The 22101-nt window shown below is 39.1% G+C and carries 21 protein-coding genes; 11 read left to right on the plus strand and 10 right to left on the minus strand.

Annotation, left to right across the window (positions count from 1 at the left end):
- A partial coding sequence (locus ACR2F7_RS01095; protein ID WP_432711767.1) for an Ig-like domain-containing protein occupies nucleotides 1–1626 on the plus strand: 1626 nt, incomplete at its 5' end.
- On the opposite strand, the gene ACR2F7_RS01100 is transcribed toward ACR2F7_RS01095, so the two are convergent.
- Together ACR2F7_RS01100 and nadB are read right to left on the minus strand one after the other, a co-directional pair.
- Nucleotides 1619–2128, minus strand: a complete 510-nt coding sequence (locus ACR2F7_RS01100) for a gamma carbonic anhydrase family protein (protein WP_432711768.1) — start codon at nucleotides 2126–2128, stop codon at nucleotides 1619–1621. The two genes, ACR2F7_RS01095 and ACR2F7_RS01100, sit on opposite strands and share 8 nt — an antisense overlap.
- 15 nt (nucleotides 2129–2143) lie before the next feature.
- Entirely contained in the window at nucleotides 2144–3730 is a 1587-nt protein-coding gene (gene nadB / locus ACR2F7_RS01105) for an L-aspartate oxidase (RefSeq protein WP_432711769.1), read from the minus strand.
- A gap of 400 nt (nucleotides 3731–4130) precedes the next feature.
- On the opposite strand from nadB, the gene nadA reads away from it, so the two are divergent.
- On the plus strand, nucleotides 4131–5123 hold the full coding sequence (gene nadA / locus ACR2F7_RS01110) for a quinolinate synthase NadA (protein WP_432711770.1): 993 nt from the start codon (nucleotides 4131–4133) through the stop codon (nucleotides 5121–5123).
- Nucleotides 5124–5162: 39 nt separating this feature from the next.
- The gene (gene thiL / locus ACR2F7_RS01115) at nucleotides 5163–6203 is read left to right on the plus strand and encodes a thiamine-phosphate kinase (protein ID WP_432711771.1); all 1041 of its coding nucleotides are present in this window, start codon (nucleotides 5163–5165) and stop codon (nucleotides 6201–6203) included.
- Here the strand turns inward: thiL and ACR2F7_RS01120 are convergent.
- The gene (locus ACR2F7_RS01120) at nucleotides 6198–7517 is read right to left on the minus strand and encodes a DNA recombination protein RmuC (RefSeq protein ID WP_432711772.1); all 1320 of its coding nucleotides are present in this window, start codon (nucleotides 7515–7517) and stop codon (nucleotides 6198–6200) included. The two genes, thiL and ACR2F7_RS01120, sit on opposite strands and share 6 nt — an antisense overlap.
- A gap of 231 nt (nucleotides 7518–7748) precedes the next feature.
- Between ACR2F7_RS01120 and ACR2F7_RS01125 the strand changes: the two genes are divergently transcribed.
- On the plus strand, nucleotides 7749–8438 hold the full coding sequence (locus ACR2F7_RS01125; protein WP_432711786.1) for a zinc metallopeptidase: 690 nt from the start codon (nucleotides 7749–7751) through the stop codon (nucleotides 8436–8438).
- Here the strand turns inward: ACR2F7_RS01125 and apaG are convergent.
- Nucleotides 8435–8821, minus strand: a complete 387-nt coding sequence (gene apaG, locus ACR2F7_RS01130; protein ID WP_432711773.1) for a Co2+/Mg2+ efflux protein ApaG — start codon at nucleotides 8819–8821, stop codon at nucleotides 8435–8437. The two genes, ACR2F7_RS01125 and apaG, sit on opposite strands and share 4 nt — an antisense overlap.
- A gap of 31 nt (nucleotides 8822–8852) precedes the next feature.
- Nucleotides 8853–9860: a tRNA dihydrouridine synthase DusB gene (gene dusB / locus ACR2F7_RS01135; RefSeq protein ID WP_432711774.1), complete on the minus strand. Its 1008-nt coding sequence runs from the start codon at nucleotides 9858–9860 to the stop codon at nucleotides 8853–8855.
- A 53-nt stretch (nucleotides 9861–9913) separates the two neighbouring features.
- On the opposite strand from dusB, the gene ACR2F7_RS01140 reads away from it, so the two are divergent.
- The 3 genes from ACR2F7_RS01140 to ACR2F7_RS01150 are packed head-to-tail and all read left to right on the plus strand — an operon-like array spanning nucleotide 9914 to nucleotide 11837.
- Complete coding sequence (locus tag ACR2F7_RS01140; RefSeq protein WP_432711775.1) at nucleotides 9914–10840, plus strand: CPBP family intramembrane glutamic endopeptidase; 927 nt, start codon at nucleotides 9914–9916, stop codon at nucleotides 10838–10840.
- The gene (locus ACR2F7_RS01145) at nucleotides 10821–11027 is read left to right on the plus strand and encodes a DUF2007 domain-containing protein (RefSeq protein ID WP_432711776.1); all 207 of its coding nucleotides are present in this window, start codon (nucleotides 10821–10823) and stop codon (nucleotides 11025–11027) included. The genes ACR2F7_RS01140 and ACR2F7_RS01145 overlap by 20 nt, the downstream gene beginning before the upstream one ends.
- Nucleotides 11028–11837, plus strand: a complete 810-nt coding sequence (locus tag ACR2F7_RS01150; protein WP_432711777.1) for a phosphatidate cytidylyltransferase — start codon at nucleotides 11028–11030, stop codon at nucleotides 11835–11837.
- Nucleotides 11838–11841: 4 nt separating this feature from the next.
- Here the strand turns inward: ACR2F7_RS01150 and ACR2F7_RS01155 are convergent, their stop codons facing one another.
- Together ACR2F7_RS01155 and mfd are read right to left on the minus strand one after the other, a co-directional pair.
- Nucleotides 11842–12057, minus strand: a complete 216-nt coding sequence (locus tag ACR2F7_RS01155) for a DUF3820 family protein (protein ID WP_432711778.1) — start codon at nucleotides 12055–12057, stop codon at nucleotides 11842–11844.
- A 24-nt stretch (nucleotides 12058–12081) separates the two neighbouring features.
- A complete protein-coding gene (mfd, locus tag ACR2F7_RS01160; RefSeq protein WP_432711779.1) occupies nucleotides 12082–15423 on the minus strand; it encodes a transcription-repair coupling factor in 3342 nt (1113 codons plus the stop codon).
- A 216-nt stretch (nucleotides 15424–15639) separates the two neighbouring features.
- On the opposite strand from mfd, the gene ACR2F7_RS01165 reads away from it, so the two are divergent.
- The 4 genes from ACR2F7_RS01165 to ACR2F7_RS01180 are packed head-to-tail and all read left to right on the plus strand — an operon-like array spanning nucleotide 15640 to nucleotide 18121.
- On the plus strand, nucleotides 15640–15915 hold the full coding sequence (locus tag ACR2F7_RS01165) for a DUF2752 domain-containing protein (RefSeq protein WP_432711787.1): 276 nt from the start codon (nucleotides 15640–15642) through the stop codon (nucleotides 15913–15915).
- Nucleotides 15916–15925: 10 nt separating this feature from the next.
- Nucleotides 15926–16267, plus strand: coding sequence for a TM2 domain-containing protein (locus tag ACR2F7_RS01170; protein ID WP_432711780.1), 342 nt, complete (start codon nucleotides 15926–15928; stop codon nucleotides 16265–16267).
- Nucleotides 16268–16277: 10 nt separating this feature from the next.
- Entirely contained in the window at nucleotides 16278–17375 is a 1098-nt protein-coding gene (locus ACR2F7_RS01175) for a Nif3-like dinuclear metal center hexameric protein (protein ID WP_432711781.1), read from the plus strand.
- Entirely contained in the window at nucleotides 17375–18121 is a 747-nt protein-coding gene (locus ACR2F7_RS01180; protein ID WP_432711782.1) for a zinc ribbon domain-containing protein, read from the plus strand. The genes ACR2F7_RS01175 and ACR2F7_RS01180 overlap by 1 nt, the downstream gene beginning before the upstream one ends.
- Before the next feature lie 105 nt (nucleotides 18122–18226).
- Here ACR2F7_RS01180 and ACR2F7_RS01185 read toward each other — a convergent pair whose 3' ends face one another.
- The 3 genes from ACR2F7_RS01185 to ftsH all read right to left on the minus strand — a co-directional run.
- Nucleotides 18227–19309 carry a 3-oxoacyl-ACP synthase III family protein gene (locus ACR2F7_RS01185; protein ID WP_432711783.1) on the minus strand — a complete coding sequence of 361 codons (1083 nt, stop codon included), beginning with the start codon at nucleotides 19307–19309 and terminating at the stop codon, nucleotides 18227–18229.
- 63 nt (nucleotides 19310–19372) lie between these two features.
- The gene (locus tag ACR2F7_RS01190) at nucleotides 19373–20017 is read right to left on the minus strand and encodes a LutC/YkgG family protein (protein WP_432711784.1); all 645 of its coding nucleotides are present in this window, start codon (nucleotides 20015–20017) and stop codon (nucleotides 19373–19375) included.
- Between the two features lie 50 nt (nucleotides 20018–20067).
- On the minus strand, nucleotides 20068–22101 hold a 2034-nt coding region (gene ftsH / locus ACR2F7_RS01195), incomplete at its 5' end, for an ATP-dependent zinc metalloprotease FtsH (protein ID WP_432711785.1).

Below are 22101 nucleotides of genomic sequence, written 5' to 3' on the forward strand. Positions count from 1 at the left end.
ATAGTTCTGATCATCCCCGTTTTTTCATCCTTAATTTTAGCTGCCTCGTTATTTTTTGGCTGTGGAACCCCCGGACAACTCACTGGAGGACCGCGCGACAGCATTGCGCCAAAGGTTTTAAAAATGACACCTCAAAATTTGCAGACTAATTTCCATGGAGATAAAATTGAAATTGAGTTTGACGAGTATTTTAAAATTAACAACCAGGCGAAGGAATTTTCTGTGTCGCCGGAATTTGCTATTCAACCTATATTAAAGGTAAAGAAAAAAGTGCTGGAAATTTCTTTCCAGGATACGCTGGAAAAAAACACCACCTACACCATTAACTTTGGAAAGTCTATAGCAGACATTAATGAGAACAATTATATCCAAAACTTTACCTATGTGTTTTCCACCGGACCTAAGTTAGATTCATTAAGCATCAGTGGAAAAGTAACCAATTCTTTAACTGGCTTGCCTGAAAAAGAAGCCGTGGTCATGATTCTACCTTTGAACAGAGATACCTTGTTTGGAAAGAAAAAAGCATCAATTTATACCACTACCGACAGTAGCGGAAATTACCAGCTGAACAATTTAAGAAAAGACACTTATAAAGTGTATGCACTGAAAGAGCAAAGCTCGGATAAAATTTACCAGCAGGCTACTGATGAAGTTGGATTTAGAAAAGAACCACTTGTTTTAGATGCCAACAAAAAGAACATCGACATTCAGATTTTTAAAGAAGATGCTGTACTTTTCAGAATTGTAGACCGTAAATTTAATGACGACGGAAGTATTTTTATGAGCTTTAACAAACAACTCAAGAAACCTTCCGTCAGTATTATTGACCCTAAAAATTTAGATGCCGGCAAGCTGGTGAAGTTCAATGCAACCAATGATTCCTTAAAATTATGGTTGAATGAACTGAACTTCGACTCTACAAAAGTGGTGATTCTAGACAGCGGCAAACCCCTGGATACAGTAAAATTTACAAGGGGAAAAAAGGATACTTATAAAAGGAATATCATTGCCACCGATAACCTGGAAGGTAGTTTTTTAAACCCAAACAGACCCTTGAAGTTGACTTTCAATTTGCCTATTGTAAGTGTTGATGCCACAAAAATAACCATGATGGAAGATTCTGTGACAAAAACAGGTTTCATACTCGAGAAAGACACCAGTGATTTTCTTTCTTATTACATCAGGTATCCCTGGATAGCCAAAAGAGAGTATGAATTAAAGTTTGCAGCAGGTGCTATAACAGGCATTTTTAAATCGACAAATAAAGAATTCTTAAAGAGTTTTGAGCTGAACAGCAAAGATAATTATGGTACGCTGCAACTCAAAGTCGTTACCCCTACCCCTAATAAACAATACCTTTTACAGGTGATTGATGAGAATAAAAACCTGATCAGCAGCAGTACTTTTCAAAAAGATACTACGGTTAAATTCAGTAATTATAAGGCAGGAAAATACTTTGTCCGCATTATTTATGACACCAATAAAAATGGAAAATGGGACACGGGAAGTGTGGCAAAAGGTGTACAGCCCGAGAAGATCTATAATGAGCCAAAAGAGCTTTCTATAAAAGCCAATTGGGATAGAAATGAAACCATCACTATCCCAAAAGAACCTGACACTACCTAAACCAGTCTGAATACATAATATAGTTATCTGGTAACTTATTTAATAAAGCCCTTTGCTGTTCAGTAATGGGCTTTATTTTTTTAGCGGGAGTACCACCGTAAATGAAGCCGCTTTCGCAAATGGTATTCTCCAAAACCACAGATCCGGCAGCAATGATACAATATTCTTCTACCACAGCATGATCCATTACAATGGCACCCATACCGATCAGCACATGGTCATGGACCGAACATCCGTGTACGATGGCGTTATGCCCCACAGACACCCGGTTTCCAATGGTAGTAGCGGCTTTAATATAGGTAGCATGAATTACAGCACCATCTTGTATATTGGTGTCGTTACCAATGGTAATGCGGTTTACATCGCCTCTAATGACCGCATTAAACCATATAGAACAATTGTTACCCATGGTAACATCCCCTACTATAGTAGCGTTGGGAGCGATAAAACAATTTCCTCCCCAATCGGGAGATTTCCCTTTTACAGGTAATATAACTGGCATAATTACTATTTTTATTTATATAACGGTATCCACTATGGTATCTGCATGATTAGGGTAATCTGTAGTGTAATGAAGTCCACGGCTTTCTTTTCTTGCCTTTGCAGATTTTATAACCAGGTAAGCAACCTGGATGACATTACGCAGTTCACACAATTTAACAGAAACTTTGTTGGCTTTATAAAATTCTTCTGTTTCTTCATACAATAAAAACAACCTGCGCATGGCGCGGTCGAGCCTAAAATCAGAACGTACAATACCCACATAATCGCTCATCAATTTTTGTGTTTCGCGTAAATTATGGGTCACTAGAATATCTTCATTACTTTGCATTACTCCTTGTTCGTTCCACTCCGGAATATTATCTGGGATGACGGTATTTTTGAAATGCTTTAAAGCATCAAGGTAAATACGATGCGCAAAAACTGGAGCTTCTAAAAGTGAATTTGAAGCCAGTCGGTTGGCCCCATGTAAACCTGTGGAAGAACATTCGCCACAGGCATAAAGATTTTTAATGGAAGAACGACCATACTCATCAACCAAAATTCCACCGCACATATAATGGGCAGCCGGCGTAACCGGAATTAAGTCTTTGGTCATGTCTATTCCGATAGATAAACACTTCGCATAGATATTTGGAAAGTGTGCCAATATGTCATCTTTCCTGCGATGTGTAATATCAAGATAAACGAAATCTTCGCCTGATTTTTTCATCTCCGAATCGATGGCCCGGGCAACAATATCTCTTGGCGCAAGTGAGCCTCGCTCATCATATTCGTACATAAACTCTTCGCCATTTTTCCTTTTGAGCACACCACCAAAACCGCGAACAGCTTCTGAAATTAAAAAAGAAGGATACTCCCCAGGATGATAAAGTGCTGTAGGATGGAATTGAATAAATTCCATATTCCTTAATTTACCCTTTGCACGGTAAACCATTGCCATTCCATCACCAGTCGCAATTACAGGATTTGTTGTGCTGGAATAGACATGTCCTGCACCTCCGGAAGCCATGATAGTCACACTCGTCAATATCTTTTCCACATCGTTTCGCTCTGTATTAAAGGCATATACACCGTAAGTGTGGATATCTTTTGAACTTTTGTCAACAAAGCCACCAAGGTGATGTTGGGTAATTAGCTCCAGACAAAAGTAATGTGTTAATATCTTTATGTTCGGATTCTCATGAATCTGCTTCAATAAAACGCTTTCAATTTCATATCCGGTAACGTCTTTATAGTGCAGTACACGGTGTTCAGAATGCCCACCTTCTTTGGCAAGGTCATATACCCCTGTAGGATTTTTATCGAAGTTGATACCATAGTCTATAATCTCCTGAATGCGCTGAGGACCCTCAGTAACAACGATTTCCGCTACATTGGGATCGCAAAGACCATCGCCGGCAATTAAAGTATCATGAATATGCTTACTAAAAGAATCCCCTTTATCCACAACTACAGCTACACCGCCCTGGGCATATTTGGTGTTTGATTCGTCCTCATTGGACTTTGTGATGATTAAAACTTCGCCATGTTTCGCAGCTTTCAAAGCAAAGCTTAAACCTGCAATACCGGAGCCTATGACTAAAAAATCGACCTTTCTCATTAATTTAAGTTAAAAACGCCAAGTTGTTAACAACTGGTGTTTATATGTTAGTTTCTTGTAGATATAAATAGAACAAATATTTTAGAATGTTTAAAGCTAAGGTAAAAAGGCATTTTGACACAATCTTTTCAGTTATTTTTGAGCAACTTTGTGAAGGTTATTAACTTTTTACTACCATACAAAAAACTAACATTGAAGTATGGATAACTTTTAGCACTGAGAAATATCTCATTGTAAATCAGTCGATATTTTAAGAAAAAAATCAACATTAATGTTGATAACTATAGAATAAATCAAATAATCGAATGAATATTTTGTATTTATCCACATTACTAACACACTAATAAACAATAGAAACTCTATTTATATTAAATAATTATTAATTATTGAAACGTTGAAAATGGATACCTTAGAGGAATTGAAAAGCAAAGGATTTATAGAAGAAAGCATCGACCCAACTCTCGATCTTTTCGTGGAAATTGAAAAATTAAAAAAGGAAAAAAATGCAATTATACTCGCCCATTACTACCAAGAGCCTGATATTCAGGATATTGCAGATTATATTGGCGATAGTTTAGGTTTATCACAGGAGGCTGCCAAAACCGAAGCTGATGTGATTGTCTTCGCTGGTGTGCATTTCATGGCCGAAACGGCTAAAATTCTGTCTCCGGAGAAAACAGTTTTACTCCCGGATTTGAAAGCTGGTTGCTCTTTGGCAGATAGCTGTCCGCCTCACCTGTTTAAAAAATTTAAGGAAAAATATCCTGACCACCTGGTGATCACTTACGTCAATTGTACGGCAGAACTGAAGGCCATGAGTGACATTGTTTGCACCTCTACCAACGCTGTTCAAATTGTAGAAAGTCTGCCAAAAGAGCAGAAAATAATTTTTGGACCTGATAAAAATCTGGGTGCCTGGGTGGCTAAAAAAACTGGTCGTGACCTGGTTTTATGGAACGGTGCCTGCATGGTTCACGAGATTTTTTCAAGAGAAAAAATCACAAAATTAAAGGAAAGACATCCGCAGGCAAAATTTATTGCACACCCTGAATGTGAAGAAGCGGTGTTACAAATGGCGGACTATATTGGCTCTACCACGGGCTTGTTAAATTATGCTACCCGCAGCGAGGCACAGGAATTTATTGTGGCTACAGAAAGTGGAATTATACACCAGATGGAAAAGTCAAATCCGGATAAAACTTTTATTCCTGCACCGCCAAATAATAACTGCGCCTGCAACGATTGTCCGTACATGAAAAGGAACACCCTGGAGAAATTATACCTTTGTTTAAAAAATGGTTTACCTGAGGTTACGGTGCCTGCAAATATCATTGCCGAAGCAAGAAAACCGATTGAAAGAATGCTGGAAATTTCAGCGCGTTTAGGCTTGTAAAAGGCCTGGATAGATTTAAAATATTTAGAAAATACAACCATGTTTGAAAATAAAGAACGAACAGATTTAGCCTTACTTGGCGAATTTGGTTTGATAAAACACCTGACGGAGAATTTTAAAATTAACCACGAAAGCAGTGTAAAAGGGATAGGTGATGATGCCGCGGTATTAAATTTTGATGGTAAACAGGTGTTGGTTTCAACGGATTTATTATTGGAAGGCATTCATTTTGACCTGGCCTATATGCCATTAATGCATCTGGGTTACAAAGCTGTACAGGTTAACCTAAGTGATATTTATGCCATGAATGGTGTGGCCACTCAAATTACGGTTTCACTAGGTTTATCAAGTAAATTTCCTTTAGAAGCTGTAGAAGAATTGTACAAAGGCATAGAACTGGCCTGCAATAAATTTAATATTGATGTAATTGGTGGAGATACTTCTTCGAGTAAACAAGGCCTCATCATCAGCATTACCAGTATTGGACATGCTGATCAGAAAGATGTTGTCTACCGTAATGGTGCTAAAGACGGTGATCTTTTATGTGTATCTGGTGATTTAGGTGGTGCCTATGTGGGCCTGCAGATACTGGAAAGAGAGAAACAGATCTTTTTAGAGAATCCAAATATTCAACCAGACCTGGAAGGTAAAGATTACATCATTGAACGCCAGCTGAAACCAGAAGGCAGAAGAGATATTGTTGATTTATTGAGCCAGATGGAGCTTTTGCCAACAGCAATGATAGATATTTCTGATGGCCTGGCTTCTGAAATTCTGCACCTTTGCCAGCAAAGTGAAGTGGGTTGTACCATTTACGAAGACAAATTACCGATTGATCCAATGACCTATGAAACGGCAAGGGAATTAGGTTTAGACCCTACCGTATGTGCTTTAAACGGTGGTGAAGACTATGAATTGCTCTTTACGATTAAACAGGTAGATTACGATAAATTAAAACATGATGTTGATATTACTGTAATTGGTCACATGACTGATAAAAATTCTGGTGCAAAGATGATTTCAAAATCTAATGTTGTCCATGAATTGAAAGCACAGGGCTGGAACGCATTTAAGTTATAATTCTTCCTCCTCAATAATGGCTGGGTCCAAAAACTTAGAATCAATTTGTTTGTTCGTTTTTGCACCCAGCTTTTTAATTTTCTCTGAAGTACTGGCTAAATTTCCAGCTCCTCTGGAGAGTTTATTTAAAGCTTTGTCATAAGCATCCTGACTCTGCCTAATATTGCGTCCTATGGCATCCATATCGCTTAAGAAGCCAACAAACTTGTCGTACATGCTCCCACTTAAGCGGGCAATCTCTAAAACGTTCCTGTTTTGTCTTTCCTGTTTCCATAAGCTGGCAATGGTACGCAGTGTGGCCAGGAGTGTGGAAGGACTAACGATGACTACTTTTCTGTCCCAGGCATAATTGAAGAGTTCTGCATCTTGCTGAACGGCGATGGCAAAAGAAGATTCAATGGGAATGAAGAGCAATACAAAATCTGGGGAATTGATCTGGTATAAATCATGGTAATTTTTAATCGAAAGTCCTTGAATATGGGCCTTGATGGATAAAATATGCTGTTTCAACTGCAGTTCGCGCTCCAGATCGGTTTCTGCACAAACTAACCTTTCATAAGCTACCAGGGAAACTTTAGCATCGATCACCAGGTGTTTATCATCCGGAAGATCAAGAATTACATCAGGTTGCAGGCGCAATCCATCATTTCCTGTATAAGAAACCTGTGTACGGTACTCCCTGTCTTTCACTAAGCCTGAGCGTTCCAATACACGTTCAAGAATCACTTCTCCCCAGTTGCCCTGCTTTTTACTGTCGCCTTTTAAGGCCCTGCTCAATTGATTGGCTTCTTCCTGTATCTGTTTGCTTTGCAGCATCAGTTGAGAAATTGCCCCTTTGAGTGTATGGCGCTCTTCGGATTCTGATTTATAAACCTTTTCTACTTTATCTTCAAATGCTTTGATGTTTTCTTTCAGCGGATCAAGAATCAGATCCATATTTGCTTTGTTAAGCGCAGTAAATTTAGTGGTTTTCTCTTCCAGGATTTGATTGGCCAGCTGTTCAAATTCCAGCCTGGATTTTAACTGCAGTTCTTTGATGTAAGTTTCCTGCTCCAGTTGTTTATCTACCATACTCCTTAAGTTTTCTTCGGCTTTGTAAAGCTTACTTCTTTCTTCAAAGAAAAGAACCCTGAGGTCATTCAGCTCGTCTTCAGTTTTAAGCTTTTCTTCCCTTAACCAGGCAATGGCTTTTTGATGTTCCTGCTCCTTGAGTTCCAATAAAAGATTAGACGGGGATGCTGCCGGTTTTTTAAAAAAAAGAATGGTCAACACGACTAAAATAAGGACCAGAAGGAGAATTGCAATGACTTCCATTTACTAATATTTTTATCAAAAGTGAGTATAATATATATTTATAGCAAGTATTTTAGCAAATTTTATTTGTTCTAAAGTGCTACAATATTGCTTTCATTTAGAGATAATTACATTCTTTAAAGAGAAGAATATTCCATGTGGATAATTTAATATCATTTATAGGTGATTATTGAATTGGGGAACACTTTTTGATTATAACAATTTGAAAAACATACTCTTAAAGAAATGGAAATGTATTTGATAGCGATGGTAATCATGCTGGTGATCAGTATGGTTGTGCAGTGGAGTTTTAGGAACAAGTTTTCAAAATACGCGGAGGTACAATTAAGTTCTAAGCTATCAGGTAAAGAAGTAGCGGAGAAAATGCTCCAGGATTATGGTATTTATGATGTACAGATCATGAGTACAGAAGGACAATTGACCGACCATTATAATCCACTTGATAAAACAGTTAACTTAAGCACAGATGTCTATCATGGCAGAAGTATAGCGGCAGCCGCTGTTGCGGCACATGAATGCGGCCATGCAGTACAACATTCCAGGTCTTACCATTGGTTGCAATTCAGGTCAAATATGGTACCTGTGGTGAGTATTTCTTCCAACCTGCTGCAATGGGTACTGATCTTAGGTGTACTGATGATAGGCTTTACCGGAAATACCATGATTTTGAGCATTGGGGTAGCGGGTTTACTGCTGATTACGGTTTTTAGCCTTGTAACCTTACCTGTAGAATTTGATGCCAGTAAAAGGGCTTTATTATGGTTAAGCACTAATAGTGAGGTGATGTATACCAAAGAAGAGAACAGGAAAGCCAAAGATGCCTTATGGTGGGCGGCAATGACCTACGTAATTGCAGCTTTAGGTGCGCTGGCTAACCTGATTTATTATACTTCTATGTTATTTGGCAGAGGCAGAAGTTAGTTCAGTCTGTAAGGAGCAATCAATTGAAATTGCGGAATATCAACGGTAAATTCGGTATCAACAATTACCCTCGACATGTAATAATGTCCTTTCATGCTCCCTATTTCTGTAGAAAGCTGACAGCCTGATACATAAGCATGTGTGCCACCGGGCTCAATAATAGGCTGTACGCCTACGACTCCCTCACCTTCTACTTCTCTGATGATGCCGTTTGAGTCAAAAATATACCATTTGCGTCTTTTTAACTGGATGGTGTATTCCGATAAATTTTCAATCTCTATACGATAAGCAAACATAAACTGTTCGTTACCAGGATTAGAATAATCATCCTGGTACATCGTTTCCACGGAAATTTTTATATCCTGAGTAATTGCAGTAACCATTGCTGTAAATTTAAGATTTAGAATTCAAAAATCAAGCCATTTCATTCAATGGTTCGATGTGTTCATATTTGTAGGCAATCTCATCCAACAGGCTATGGATAATTTCTATATTTTCTTCTTTTACCAATTGCATTCTGTAGCCTTTGAAATCCGGTAAACCCTTAAAATAATTGGCATAATGTCTTCTCATTTCGAAAATTCCTACCCTTGGGCCTTTCCATTCCAAAGATTTGGTAAAGTGCGTTCTGCAAACATCTACCCTTTCTTTTACCGTTGGGCCAGCCAGCATTTCTCCGGTTTCAAAGTAGTGTTTAATTTCCCTGAAGATCCATGGATAACCTATGGCCGCACGGCCTACCATAATGCCATCGACTTCGTATTCCTGACGCCATGCTGCAGCTTTTTGAGGACTATCAATGTCGCCATTTCCAAAAATAGGAATCTTAATTCTCGGGTTCCTTTTAATTTCCCTGATCATGGTCCAGTCAGCCACCCCCTTATAAAGCTGTGCCCTTGTTCTGCCGTGGATGGTTAAAGCTTGTATACCGATGTCCTGGAGTCTTTCAGCCACCTCATCAACGTTCTTGGTGTTGTCATCCCAGCCTAAGCGGGTCTTCACGGTAACAGGTAAATGCGTTGCTTTAACCACTGCTTCGGTCATTTTAACCATTTTATCTATATCTTGTAAAAGACTGGCTCCAGCACCTCTGCAGGCCACATTCTTAACAGGACAACCGTAGTTGATGTCCATTAAATCCGGTCCGGCAAGACTGGCAATTTCAGTCGCTTCCCTCATATGGTCAATTTCACTGCCGAAAATCTGTATGCCTATGGGTCTTTCATATTCGAAAATATCCAGTTTCTGCCTACTCTTTGCGGCATCACGGATGAGTCCTTCAGACGAGATGAACTCTGTATACATCATATCTACCCCGCTTTGTTTACATACAAAACGAAAAGGTGGATCACTCACATCTTCCATCGGTGCAAGCAATAAAGGGAAGGCTCCCAAATCAATATTTCCTATCTTTACAGACATTTCTCTATCTTCAAACCAAAATTAAAAATACAAAGGTACAAATAATAAGAATAATGAATTTTTTATACCCCGAAAAGCCTGAAAGAAGTGCTTATTTACAATTACTTATCCTTGTTTCGTATGCTTTGGCAGGAATTACCATCTGTTCCATCATAGGTATTTTCATACTGTATGGCTGGTATGGCTCAGTCTTATGGACTGATCAGGCCGCATTGGCCAGTGGGGATCCAAAATATATAAATGGCTTAAAAGTATTACAAATTTTAACCACTGTAGGTTTATTTTTGCTACCACCCTTATTTTTAGCCCTTACCGAACGCATTAAAATTAAAGTGTTTTATGGGTTTAAAAAACCGCAATTACCTTTACTCGGCTTAGTATTGTTACTGATGCTGTGTTCCATGCCTTTTATGGAATGGACTGCATTATGGAACCAGCAAATGCATTTGCCCGACTTTCTGAAACCTGTAGAATTATGGATGAAGGCTAAAGAAGAGGAAGCAATGAGAATGACACTGCTGTTGTTAACGATGAAGGGATTTGGAGACTTTCTGCTTAATCTTTTTATGATTGCTTTACTTCCAGCCATAGCTGAAGAATTAATGTTCAGGGGTGGCGTACAGCGCTCTTTTACCCGCATGTTTGGAAATCCTCATGTAGCTATATGGCTCTCTGCTTTTATTTTTAGTGCCATCCACATGCAGTTTTATGGCTTTCTACCACGCCTGTTGCTAGGTGCCGGTTTTGGTTACATTTACCTGTGGAGTGGCAGCTTGTGGTATGCCATGTTAGCTCATTTTTTAAATAATGGGTTTGCAGTCTGCATGGCCTGGTATTTACAAATTAAAAATCTGCCTTTAAATGAGGCTGAACAAACTTTTCACTTCCAATGGTATGGCTACGTCTTGAGTCTGCTTTTATCAATATTTATATTTTGGAAATTTAAACAACAATCAACTTATGGAAAACAACTGGGTTAAAGTATACACAACAGAGAATGTTTATACCGCTGAAATCCTTAAACAGGGTTTAATAGAAAATGATATACCTGCTGTAGTATTGAATAAACAGGATTCTTCCTACAAAGCATTTGGGGTAATGACCGTTATGGTGCGACCGGAAGATGTAGAAAAGGCAAATGCTTACATTAAAGAAAACGAATTATAAATGAAGACCAGAGCCATCACAGCATTCTTTTTTACCCTGGTAATGTTAGCTTCCATCTTTCTGGGCGCCTATACATTTACCTTTTTTTATCTTCTGTTGAGCCTTATTGCTTTAATGGAATTTTATAAATTGATAAAAACCACGGGCAGCAAACCCAATGTTCTTTTAGGGCTAACCACCAGTGGGGTTATCTTTTTAGTAGTAGCGTCTAACTTTTTGTTAAATTTTGAAAATCGTTACCTGTTACTCTTGATTCCATTGGTTTTTGGTGTCTTTATTTCTACCCTCTACCAAAAAACACCGTCTCCTTTTGCAGACATTTCTTATACTTTTGCCGGCTTTATTTATATCACTATTCCTTTCTGTTTTTTCTATGCCCTGGGCTTTGTATTTTCTGCGGATGGTTATAATTTTCATTTACCACTAGCCTTTTTATTGATGCTTTGGGCCAGTGATACAGGGGCTTACCTGTTTGGTAGAAAGTTGGGTAAAACCAAATTGTTCGAACGTCATTCGCCTAAAAAATCATGGGAAGGTTTTTCTGGTGGTGTATTTACCAGTGTACTTGTGGCCTTTATCATTTCCTTGTTTTTCAAGGAAATCAGTGCCCCGGTATGGATGGGAATGGCCGTCCTTGTGGTTTCGTTTGGTACCCTGGGAGACCTTGTAGAGTCGATGCTTAAACGAAGCTTAAATGTAAAAGACTCGGGAAATATCTTACCCGGTCATGGTGGCATTTTAGACCGCTTTGATGGTTTACTGATTGCGGCTCCGATTGTGTTTACCTATCTCTATTTGGTCCTTAATTAGGGGGCTATTTAGCTCCCCTTAATGGTTTTAATAAGTATTCCAGTCCGTTGAGCTTAATCTCATAGAGTGTACTCAGCTGTTCTCCTAATTTACCGGGAGGAAAACCTTTGCTATGGAACCATACAAGGTAAGCTTCCGGTAAATCGCAGATGATCCAGTTTTTGTGTTTGCCAAAGGGCATGCGCATAGTCACCAGTTCCTGGAGTATTTGTGGGTTCATTGGCTTGGGGTTTTATTATTGGATTTACTGGGCAACCATGTTGAGCATTTCAACGGCTTCATCTACGTTATTGATATTTTCAAAAGCAATTCTTAAGGAGTTTTTTACTTCTTTTAAATTGCATAAACGAGGATGCATTTGCGCAAAGTGCAATATTTTATTGAACATTAGGGAATCAAAAAAGGCACTTTGTTTATCTGGAATAAAATACCCCCTGATCACTCCTTTTTTGAAGCTCAGCTTTTCAAAACCTAGTTGCTTGGCCACCCATTGTAAACGCAATACATTAAGCATGGTTTTAACGGGCTTAGGTACTGGACCAAACCTGTCTTTTAGCGAAGATTCGAAAGCTTTGAGCTGTTCTTCATTGTCTATTTTAGAAAGCTCCGTGTAAAGGTTATACCGCTCGGTAATATTGGTTACATAATCATCGGGAATATACAGCTCCAAATCAGTGTCTATCTGAGTGAAATGAACAAAAGGTCGCTGCGGCTCGTCTTTGAAAAGGTCTTTAAATTCATCTTCTTTCAGTTCCTGAATGGCTTCGTCAAGAATTTTGTGGTACATCTCGAAGCCTATCTCTGCGATAAAGCCACTTTGCTCGGCTCCTAAGAGGTTTCCACTGCCCCGTATGTCTAAATCCCTCATGGCGATATTAAATCCGCTCCCAAGGTCTGAAAACTCTTCTATCGCACTTAGTCTTTTTCTGGCTTCAGAAGTCAGGGTGGCTAAAGGCGGACTTAACAAATAACAAAAGGCCTTTTTATTAGAACGGCCTACCCTGCCACGCATTTGGTGTAAATCACTCAGACCGAACATATGGGCATGGTTGATAATGATGGTATTGGCATTTGGAATGTCAAGGCCGGCTTCAATAATAGTTGTAGCCACTAAAACATCCTTTTCACCATTAATAAAATCAAGCATTACATCTTCCAGTGCATCACCATCTAATTGTCCATGAGCAATGCCAATACGTGCTTTTGGGACTAATTTTTTAATTAAACCACCTAGTTGAGGCAGGTCATTTACCCTATTATGGATAAAAAACACTTGTCCACCGCGATCCAGCTCAAACTGTACCGCTTCCTGAATGAGTTTATCATTAAAAACATGAAGTTCAGTATTCACCGCCTGGCGGTTTGGCGGAGGAGTATTGATGATGGAAAGATCTCTTGCACCCATTAAAGAAAAATGCAAAGTTCTTGGAATAGGTGTTGCCGTAAGGGTAAGGGTATCTACATTGACCCTCAAAGCCCTTAACTTCTCTTTGGAGCTTACTCCAAATTTCTGTTCCTCATCAATGATCATGATGCCGAGGTCTCTGAATTTAACGTCTTTACTCAGCAAACGATGGGTACCGATAATAATATCTACTTTACCTTCTGCAAGCTTCACCAAGGTTTCCTTGATCTGTTTATTGGTTTTGAAACGGTTGATGTAATCTACCGTTACCGGGAATTCTTTTAAACGCTGGGAGAATGTTTTAAAATGTTGGGTAGCCAGAATGGTTGTAGGCACTAATACCGCAGCCTGTTTGCCATTAGCAACAGCTTTAAAAGCTGCCCTGATGGCAATTTCTGTTTTTCCAAAACCTACATCACCACAAATTAAACGGTCCATGGGATGTGGAGCTTCCATATCCTTTTTAATGTCATTAGTGGCCTTTTCCTGGTCTGGAGTATCTTCATAAATGAAGGAAGCCTCCAGTTCTGTTTCCATATAGCCATCAGGCATAAATGCCGTCCCCACCTGGGATTTCCTTAAAGCATAGAGCTTAATGAGGTCACGGGCAATGTCTTTAACTTTTTTTTTAGTGGTTTTTTTTAGCTTATCCCAGGCTTCTGTACCAAGTTTATTGAGCTTGGGAGCACCAGCATCTTTACCACTGTATTTAGCTATCCTATTCAGCGAGTTGATGTTGACATACAGCAGATCATTGTCGGCATAAACCAGCCTGATCATTTCCTGCGTTTTACCGTTCACTTCTACTTTTTCAAGACCAGCATATTTGCCAATACCATGGTCAATATGGGTTACAAAATCGCCTGGTTTTAAGTCACGGAGTTCTTTCAGGGTAATGGATTGACTGCGTTGATAGCCTCTTTTGAGTTTATACTTGTAAAAACGATCAAAAATCTGATGGTCTGTATAGAAAGCAAGGTGTTGCTGCGGGTCGATAAAGCCTTCTCTTAGCGCCAGGTTAACTGGTGTAAACTTTGCTGTTTTATCAATGTCATCTAATATGGCAAATAGCCTTTCTGTTTGTTTGGCTGTCGCACTGAAGATAAAATTATGAATGCCTTGCTTTTCATTCTCCTTCAGGTTATGAATAAGCAGGTTAAAGTCTTTATTAAAGGATGGTTGCGGTTTGGTTTCAAAGGTGAAAACAGCCTCAGTTTTGTAGAAAAACTGTTTACCAAACTCTACCAGATAAAAGTCATGCAGGATATCTCCAAGCATCTTTTCATCAGTAAACCCGTATTTTGGATCTATCCAATCCTGATTTTCATTTTTTTCCTTAACGGGGAGTGCTTTCCAAAGTTCTACCGCTTTTTTATAGCCACTTTTGACTACGTCAAGGGTAAATTCAACATCTTTAAACCACAGTTGCGTGTCTTTATCAATGTAATCTAGTAAGCTAATGTTGTTTTCAGTGAGGTACTTAGATTGTACGTTGGGAATGACCATCAAACTTTTGACATCCTCTACAGATAGCTGTGATTCAATCTCAAAGGTCCGGATACTTTCTACAATATCGCCGAAAAACTCAATGCGGTAAGGAAGATCGTGTGAAAAAGAAAAGATGTCTACAATACCCCCACGGATAGAAAACTGCCCGGGTTCATACACAAAATCTGTTCTGTTGAAATCGTAATCTATTAAGAATTCATTGATAAATTCTATCCCCAATTTAGCGTTAACACTAATTTCAAGGGTGTTTTTCTCTAATACTGACCTATCAATTACTTTTTCTGCCAGGGCTTCGGGATAGGTGACTACAATTTTTCCAAATTCAGAATGGTGGTTTAGTTCGTTAAGTACTTCTGCCCTTCCCAATACATTTGCGGTATCAATTTGGGTAAAGTCAAAGGCCTTTCTGAAGGATGAAGGAAACAAGAGTACTTCTTTTTCCAGGATGTTTTCCAGGTCAGCCAAGAAATAGGCCGCTTCCTCGCGGTCGGGCAAAATAAATAACTGAGGTTGGTGTAATAAAAAATAGATCGCTGAAGCAATAGTGGCATCAGCAGAGCCTACTAAACCCTTAAGTTGTACTTTATTTCCTTTGGGTCCGTTGAGGGCCTTTGCCAATGCGACAATGCGCTCATCTGTTTTATATCTGTTAATCAGGTCGCGGATGTTCACACACAAATGTAAGATTTAAGAATTGCTATTTTGTAACATTGATTTAAGATTTCAGTCTAAAAATTAATTATCAAATGTAAACCTCATGAGCAATTCGCCTAAATAGCGGCGCTTAGCAATCATGCACCCTTCATTAACATTTAAAACAATGATATAATGATTAAATTGCGCTCTCCATTGCCTTTTGAATTGCTCTTTTGGGTTATGGCTTTAATTATGCTAGCCAGTAGTAAAAATTCAATACATCCAGCAGCAGCTCATTTAACCATTTGTCCATTGGCCAATATGGGATTTAATTGTTGCCCCGGTTGTGGAATGGGTAGGTCAATCATTGCCTTATTACATGGGAACCTCAGCTTAAGTTTAAAGTTGCATTGGTTTGGGATCCCGGCATTGATGATTTTAAGTTACCGGATATTGGTTTTAATGAGGTTACAGTTGATAACCAGTAGGATAAATAAATTACAGAGAAAGGAAGAGGAAGATGTTTAGTTCACCATTTATGATGCTACCGGGGATCACCCCCGACGAATTTTCGTATTTGCAGCGTGCAACAACGGGTTTTAGTGAAGAACAACTGCGTGGCTTTTTAATGATTTATAGCGGTAAACGCAGAAATCCTGACGATATGGTTTTATATTGTATCCTTGGATTTTTTGTGCCCGGTTTACCCAGGTTCCTATTGAACCAAATAGGTATGGGAATTTTATATTTCTTCACCATAGGTTTATGTTTCATTGGAACGATCATTGATTTGCTTAATTACAAGAATTTAGCTTTTGAATATAACCAACGTATGGTTTTTGAAAGTTTACAGATGATAAGAATGGGAAATTTAATGTAAATTTACCCTTATGAAGTTATCGTTGTTAACCAGATTTCTGGAAAGCTATGCCCCTTTGAATTACCAGGAAGATTATGACAACTCCGGATTAATTGTCGGAGATGCTGACCGGGAAATTTCAGGCGTTCTTGTAGCGCTGGATTGTACGGAAGAAATTGTTGAAGAGGCTATTTTACACGGCTGCAACGTTATTATTACCCATCATCCTATTGTTTTTAAAGGTTTAAAAAAACTGAATGGCACCAATTACATCGAAAGAGTGGTAATTAAAGCTATTCAAAATAACATTGCACTGTATGCTATACACACCAATCTAGATCATGTCCATAATGGTGTAAGTGGTGAAATCTGTAAGCGATTAAAATTAAAGAACCCTAGAGTGTTAAGACCAAAAAAAGGTCTGTTGAAGAAACTGGTTACTTTTTGTCCTAATGAACAGGCTTTACAAGTCAGAGCGGCACTTTTTCATGCCGGCGCAGGTCAAATATCTGACTACAATGAATGTAGCTTTAATACGGAAGGCTTTGGCACTTTTAAAGGGAATGAGAATACGAATCCTTTTGTAGGTGAAAGAGGTGTTCTTCACCAGGAGAAAGAAGTGAGAATTGAAACTATTTTTCTTGCTCAGGATGAAAGAAAAATTATTGTGGCCTTGTTAGAGAACCATCCCTATGAGGAAGTGGCCTACGACGTCTATTCCCTGGATAATAAATTGCAGAATGTTGGTGCCGGAATGGTCGGTTGGCTGGAAGATAGCATGGAACCTGAAGCTTTTTTAACTTATTTAAAAGAGCATATGGATGTCACCGTGATCCGCCATACCCAGCCACTGCCCAAAAAGATAAGAAGAGTGGCTGTTTGCGGAGGCTCAGGAAGCTTTTTATTACCTGATGCCATTGCAGCAAATGCCGATGTGTTTATTACCGGAGATTTTAAATACCATGAATTTTTTGATGCGGATAAAAAATTGATGATTGCAGATATCGGACACTTTGAAAGTGAACAATTTACATCTGATTTGTTAGTGGAAATTATTCAAGAAAAATTCCCTAACTTTGCAGTCCGTTTAACGGAGCATAATACAAACCCCATAAATTATTTCTTTTAATGGAACAAACTGTAGAGCAAAAGCTTAAAGCTTTATACGAATTACAAACACTTCATACAAAAATCGATAAAATACGTCAAATCCGTGGTGAGTTACCTATGGAAGTGGCTGATTTAGAAGACGAAGTTGCTGGTTTAGAAACCCGCATTCAGAAACTAAAAAGCGAGCTTGATGATATTGAAGATGCGATCGTAACGCGTAAAAATATGATCAAAGAGTCTCAAAACCTGATCAAAAAGTATGAAACCCAGCTAAAGGATGTTAAAAATAATCGTGAATACGATGCTTTAACAAAAGAGGTTGAAATCCAGACATTGGAAATTCAGGTGTGTGAAAAGAAAATTCGCGAACATGGATTTGAAATTGCTCAGAAAACTGAGATTTATGAAAAAGCTTTAGCTGATCAGGAATCCAGAAAGAAAGACCTTGAAATTAAAAAGGGGGAATTGCAAACCATCACATCTGAAACGGAAAAAGAAGAATTAAACTTAACCAAAAAGTCTGAGAAAGCGGAAGCGTCTATCGATGAAAGGTTGTTAATTGCATACAAGAGATTGAGAAAGAATGCTAATAATGGTCTTGCCGTTGTAACTATCGACAGAGATTCATGCTCTGGTTGTTTCAACCAAATTCCACCTCAACGTCAGTTAGACATCCGTCAGCGTAAAAAAATCATTGTGTGTGAGCACTGTGGTAGAATTTTAGTTGATGAGGCTTTAACGCTTGAATTAGCAGAACAACAATAAGGTTTAAAAAGATATAAAAAAAACTGCCCAGTCATTGACCAGGCAGTTTTTTTTATGGGTATGGTTTTATAAAAGACCTGTTAAGGATTTTCGATGCTGGTATGGTTAAAATTTATACACAAAGGCATTGATGTGCATTCCTGCTCCTACAGAAGCAAATACAGCGTATTGCCCCTTCTCTATCTTATAACCTTCTACCTCACCTCTTCTTACAAGGTCCAGTAAAGTTGGTACCGTAGCCACAGAACTGTTCCCCAGCCATGAAATGGTCATCGGTACAAGCTTTTCCGGTATTTTATCTACTTGGTAGAGTTTAAACAGACGCTTCATGATGGCATTGTCCATCTTTCCGTTAGCCTGATGTATAAATACAGTTTTAATATCTTCAATCCCTAATCCTGCTTTGTCTATTGCTTGTTTTACCACCTGAGGCACATTGATCACGGCAAACTCATAAAGTTTTCTACCATTCATTTTCAGGTAACTGTTTGTCTGGCAGGCGGCAGGATTATTGCTTTTTCCCATAACAAGCAGAGAGGCATATTCTGCAGCAAAGGTTTGTGTTTTATGCGCTAAAATTCCAATGGGTTCTTCTGATTCCCGTGCTTCATAAACGACTGCACCTGCCCCATCTGAAAAGATCATACTGTCTCTATCATGAGGATCTATGATCCTTGATAAAGTTTCAGATCCAATAACTAATACGCGCTTGGCATCGCCACTTCTAATTAAATAGTCTGCCTGTATAGAGCCTTGAATCCAACCGGGACAGCCAAATATGATGTCATAAGCCACACAGTCCGGATTCACTATGGCAAGCTCTTGCTTTACTTTTGCGGCCAGGGCTGGTAGCATGTCCATTCTGTTGCTATCCATCTGGATATCACCAAAATTGTGACATAGTATGATGTGATCTAAAGTTTCTTTGTCAATACCCGCATCATCTATTGCCTTTTGGGCGGCAAAAGAAGCAATGGTACTGTTAACGTGCAAAGCATCGACATAGCGTCTCTCTTTGATCTCCGTTATTTCAGTAAATTTAGTGATGATTTCTGCGTTTTCCTTTTCAAGCTGAAGGCCATTTTCGAAAAATGTAGCGTTAATAAAGGCATCGCCGGCTATAACATTTTCTGGAATATAACTTCCAGTACCTGCGATTACAGAGTATATATGCTTTTTATTGTCCATTTTGTACTAGATACTATTTGGGTATACAGTTTAAAATTAAACATATTTAATCAAAGTACAAAATTATCTGAAATCGTCTACCAGAAAAACGAAGAGTTCCTTCGGACCGTGAGCCCCTAATACTAAGGTTTTTTCGATGTCTGCTGTACGGCTGGGACCGGTAATGGTGCTGACCATAGAAGGTAATTCAGTACCGTATTTTTTTTTAATTAAAGCAAAAGCTTCTTTTAAATCAGGCACCAGTTGCCCGGTTTTGGCAATCACAAGATGATGGTGTGGAAATATGCTGAGTCTTCTGCCTGCAGCATTATGATTAGAGACCATAACAGAGCCGTTACGGGCAATTAACGCCTCACATGAGGTAATTCCAACCTCGGCCATTTCAAAGTCTTTATCCGTCTTATAAAAGGGGAATTCGTACTCTTCGAGTAAAGCCTGTAATTCTGGCTCCCAGCAATAGATTTTTCGCCAATTGAATTTATCAGCTAGTTCAAGGATGTTTTCAATGAAGTCTATTCCATTCTCACAAAAAATAAAATTGCCGGAAACAGCACTAAGCTGTTCGGCAAATTGTATTTCAAGAATTTCTTCGTTGTTTTTGTAAAGCGGGGTATCTTCTAAATTAGGATAAGGATTATCTCTTTTTTCTAACAGGGCTTTCCTTATTTTCTTTAGCATCAACTCTTTAGAAGAGATGTTTTCTTGCATAGCGATTAGATTTGCTGCCGTTCGTGAAAACGGCAGCTTACCATAATTATTTAGCCCACAGTTGGCGTTGTATTGTTTATTTCTGTAGGATCAGCAGTTTCACTGATGCCATCGTGAAGTAAGCCTTCAGCTGCTGGCGTTTGGTCTCCCGTTCCATTTACAAACTCATCATAAGTAGTTCGGTGATCAAATGGACGTTTGCCTAAGATCTCCTCTAGATCAGCCTGAAATAAGATTTCTTTTTCAATTAGCTTTTTAGCAAGTTTCTCTAAACCACCGCGATTATCGATCAGCAATTGTTTAGTTCTCATGTAAGCATCGTTAATGATCTTTCGGACTTCTTCATCAATAAGCTGAGCTGTTTTATCAGAATAAGGCTTACTAAAGTTGTATTCGTTTTGTGGATCATTGAAAGATACATTACCTACAACAGCATTCATACCATAGATTGTCACCATCGCATAAGCAAGTTTGGTAATACGTTCAAGGTCATTCTGTGCACCAGTTGAAATTTTCTCAAAGACTATTTCTTCCGCAACACGACCACCAAGGGTCATACACATGCCGTCTGTTAGTTGTTCTGTCGTATACAGGAATTGTTCTTTTGGCAGGTATTGAGCATAGCCTAAAGCAGCAACACCACGAGGAACAATAGATACCTTAACCAATGGATCTGCATGCTCTAAAAACCAGCCCGCAATAGCATGACCCGCTTCGTGATAAGCAACAATTTTCTTTTCTTCCGGAGAGATGATTTTATTCTTTTTCTCTAATCCACCAATTACACGGTCAATTGCATCCTGAAAATCCTGCATGTCTACAAATGGTTTGTTACGTCGGGCAGCAATTAAAGCCGCTTCGTTACAAACGTTGGCAATTTCAGCACCAGCAAAACCTGGTGTTTGTGCAGAAAGCTTTTTAGCATCAACCACTTCTGCTGTTTTAATTGGCTTTAAGTGAACTTTGAATATCTGTTCACGGCCTACTAAATCAGGTTTATCGATTGAAATCTGACGGTCAAACCTTCCAGGTCTCAATAATGCCGAATCTAATACATCAGGTCGGTTAGTTGCAGCAAGAATGATAATACCTGAATCTGTTCCAAAACCATCCATTTCAACCAATAACTGGTTTAAGGTGTTTTCTCTTTCATCATTTCCACCCATCATGCTGTTTTTACCACGGGCACGGCCAATGGCATCCACCTCATCAATAAAGATGATACATGGCGCCTTATCTTTAGCCTGTTTAAACAAGTCACGCACCCTGGACGCACCAACACCCACAAACATCTCTACGAAGTCAGAGCCTGATAGTGAGAAGAATGGTACTTGGGCTTCGCCAGCAACAGCCTTGGCAAGCAAGGTTTTACCGGTACCAGGAGAACCTACAAGGAGTGCTCCTTTAGGGATTTTACCCCCTAAATTGGTGTATTTTTTAGGGTTTTTAAGGAAATCTACGATCTCCATAACCTCTTGTTTAGCTTCCTCAAGGCCAGCAACATCATTAAACGTTACATTCACCTGGCTTTCCTTATCAAAAAGCGTGGCTTTCGACTTACCAATGTTGAAGATCTGGCCACCGCCCCCGCCTGCACCACCGCCCATTCTGCGCATGATGAAGATCCAGAAGCCGATGAAAAGCAATACTGGTACAATGATCGTAAAGAACCAGGAGTTCAAAGTACTTTGTCTGGTTTCTTTTATTGCCGCAATCCGCTGATCCTCAGGAATATCTTTCTGAGACTCTCTTAGCTGATTATCCAGGCCGTCCATAGAGCCCGAATTGAAATAGACGGTGGGACCGTCTGCAGCACCAAAGTTGTTTTTGTTCTTGTAAGGAGCATATTTTGGATCCTTAAGGCGGTCTTTCTTAATAAAAACATCCGCACGAACGAGGTCCTCATACTTGTAGGCAACGATTTTTTCAACGTCCCCCGGAAGAAGCATCTCTTTTTCAAAGGTACGATATGCGATAGGTTTACTGGAGTCCGAGCTGATCAGGAACTGAACCAAGATCAACCCGATGATGATTGCAGCATAAACCCAGAAGATATAAGTCGGAGGCCAAGCGGTCTTAGGAAG

This window comes from Pedobacter sp., from assembly GCF_045628745.1.
Classification (GTDB): Bacteria; Bacteroidota; Bacteroidia; order Sphingobacteriales; family Sphingobacteriaceae; genus Pedobacter.

What these genes read in the sequence shown, in the direction of transcription:
- ACR2F7_RS01100 (WP_432711768.1), bottom strand. Translation starts at nt 2,128, where the DNA reads ATGCCAGTTATATTACCTGTAAAAGGGAAATCTCCCGATTGGGGAGGA.
- nadB (WP_432711769.1), bottom strand. Translation starts at nt 3,730, where the DNA reads ATGAGAAAGGTCGATTTTTTAGTCATAGGCTCCGGTATTGCAGGTTTA.
- nadA (WP_432711770.1), top strand. Translation starts at nt 4,131, where the DNA reads ATGGATACCTTAGAGGAATTGAAAAGCAAAGGATTTATAGAAGAAAGC.
- thiL (WP_432711771.1), top strand. Translation starts at nt 5,163, where the DNA reads ATGTTTGAAAATAAAGAACGAACAGATTTAGCCTTACTTGGCGAATTT.
- ACR2F7_RS01120 (WP_432711772.1), bottom strand. Translation starts at nt 7,517, where the DNA reads ATGGAAGTCATTGCAATTCTCCTTCTGGTCCTTATTTTAGTCGTGTTG.
- ACR2F7_RS01125 (WP_432711786.1), top strand. Translation starts at nt 7,749, where the DNA reads ATGTATTTGATAGCGATGGTAATCATGCTGGTGATCAGTATGGTTGTG.
- apaG (WP_432711773.1), bottom strand. Translation starts at nt 8,821, where the DNA reads ATGGTTACTGCAATTACTCAGGATATAAAAATTTCCGTGGAAACGATG.
- dusB (WP_432711774.1), bottom strand. Translation starts at nt 9,860, where the DNA reads ATGTCTGTAAAGATAGGAAATATTGATTTGGGAGCCTTCCCTTTATTG.
- ACR2F7_RS01140 (WP_432711775.1), top strand. Translation starts at nt 9,914, where the DNA reads ATGAATTTTTTATACCCCGAAAAGCCTGAAAGAAGTGCTTATTTACAA.
- ACR2F7_RS01145 (WP_432711776.1), top strand. Translation starts at nt 10,821, where the DNA reads ATGGAAAACAACTGGGTTAAAGTATACACAACAGAGAATGTTTATACC.
- ACR2F7_RS01150 (WP_432711777.1), top strand. Translation starts at nt 11,028, where the DNA reads ATGAAGACCAGAGCCATCACAGCATTCTTTTTTACCCTGGTAATGTTA.
- ACR2F7_RS01155 (WP_432711778.1), bottom strand. Translation starts at nt 12,057, where the DNA reads ATGAACCCACAAATACTCCAGGAACTGGTGACTATGCGCATGCCCTTT.
- ACR2F7_RS01165 (WP_432711787.1), top strand. Translation starts at nt 15,640, where the DNA reads ATGCTAGCCAGTAGTAAAAATTCAATACATCCAGCAGCAGCTCATTTA.
- ACR2F7_RS01170 (WP_432711780.1), top strand. Translation starts at nt 15,926, where the DNA reads ATGATGCTACCGGGGATCACCCCCGACGAATTTTCGTATTTGCAGCGT.
- ACR2F7_RS01175 (WP_432711781.1), top strand. Translation starts at nt 16,278, where the DNA reads ATGAAGTTATCGTTGTTAACCAGATTTCTGGAAAGCTATGCCCCTTTG.
- ACR2F7_RS01180 (WP_432711782.1), top strand. Translation starts at nt 17,375, where the DNA reads ATGGAACAAACTGTAGAGCAAAAGCTTAAAGCTTTATACGAATTACAA.
- ACR2F7_RS01185 (WP_432711783.1), bottom strand. Translation starts at nt 19,309, where the DNA reads ATGGACAATAAAAAGCATATATACTCTGTAATCGCAGGTACTGGAAGT.
- ACR2F7_RS01190 (WP_432711784.1), bottom strand. Translation starts at nt 20,017, where the DNA reads ATGCAAGAAAACATCTCTTCTAAAGAGTTGATGCTAAAGAAAATAAGG.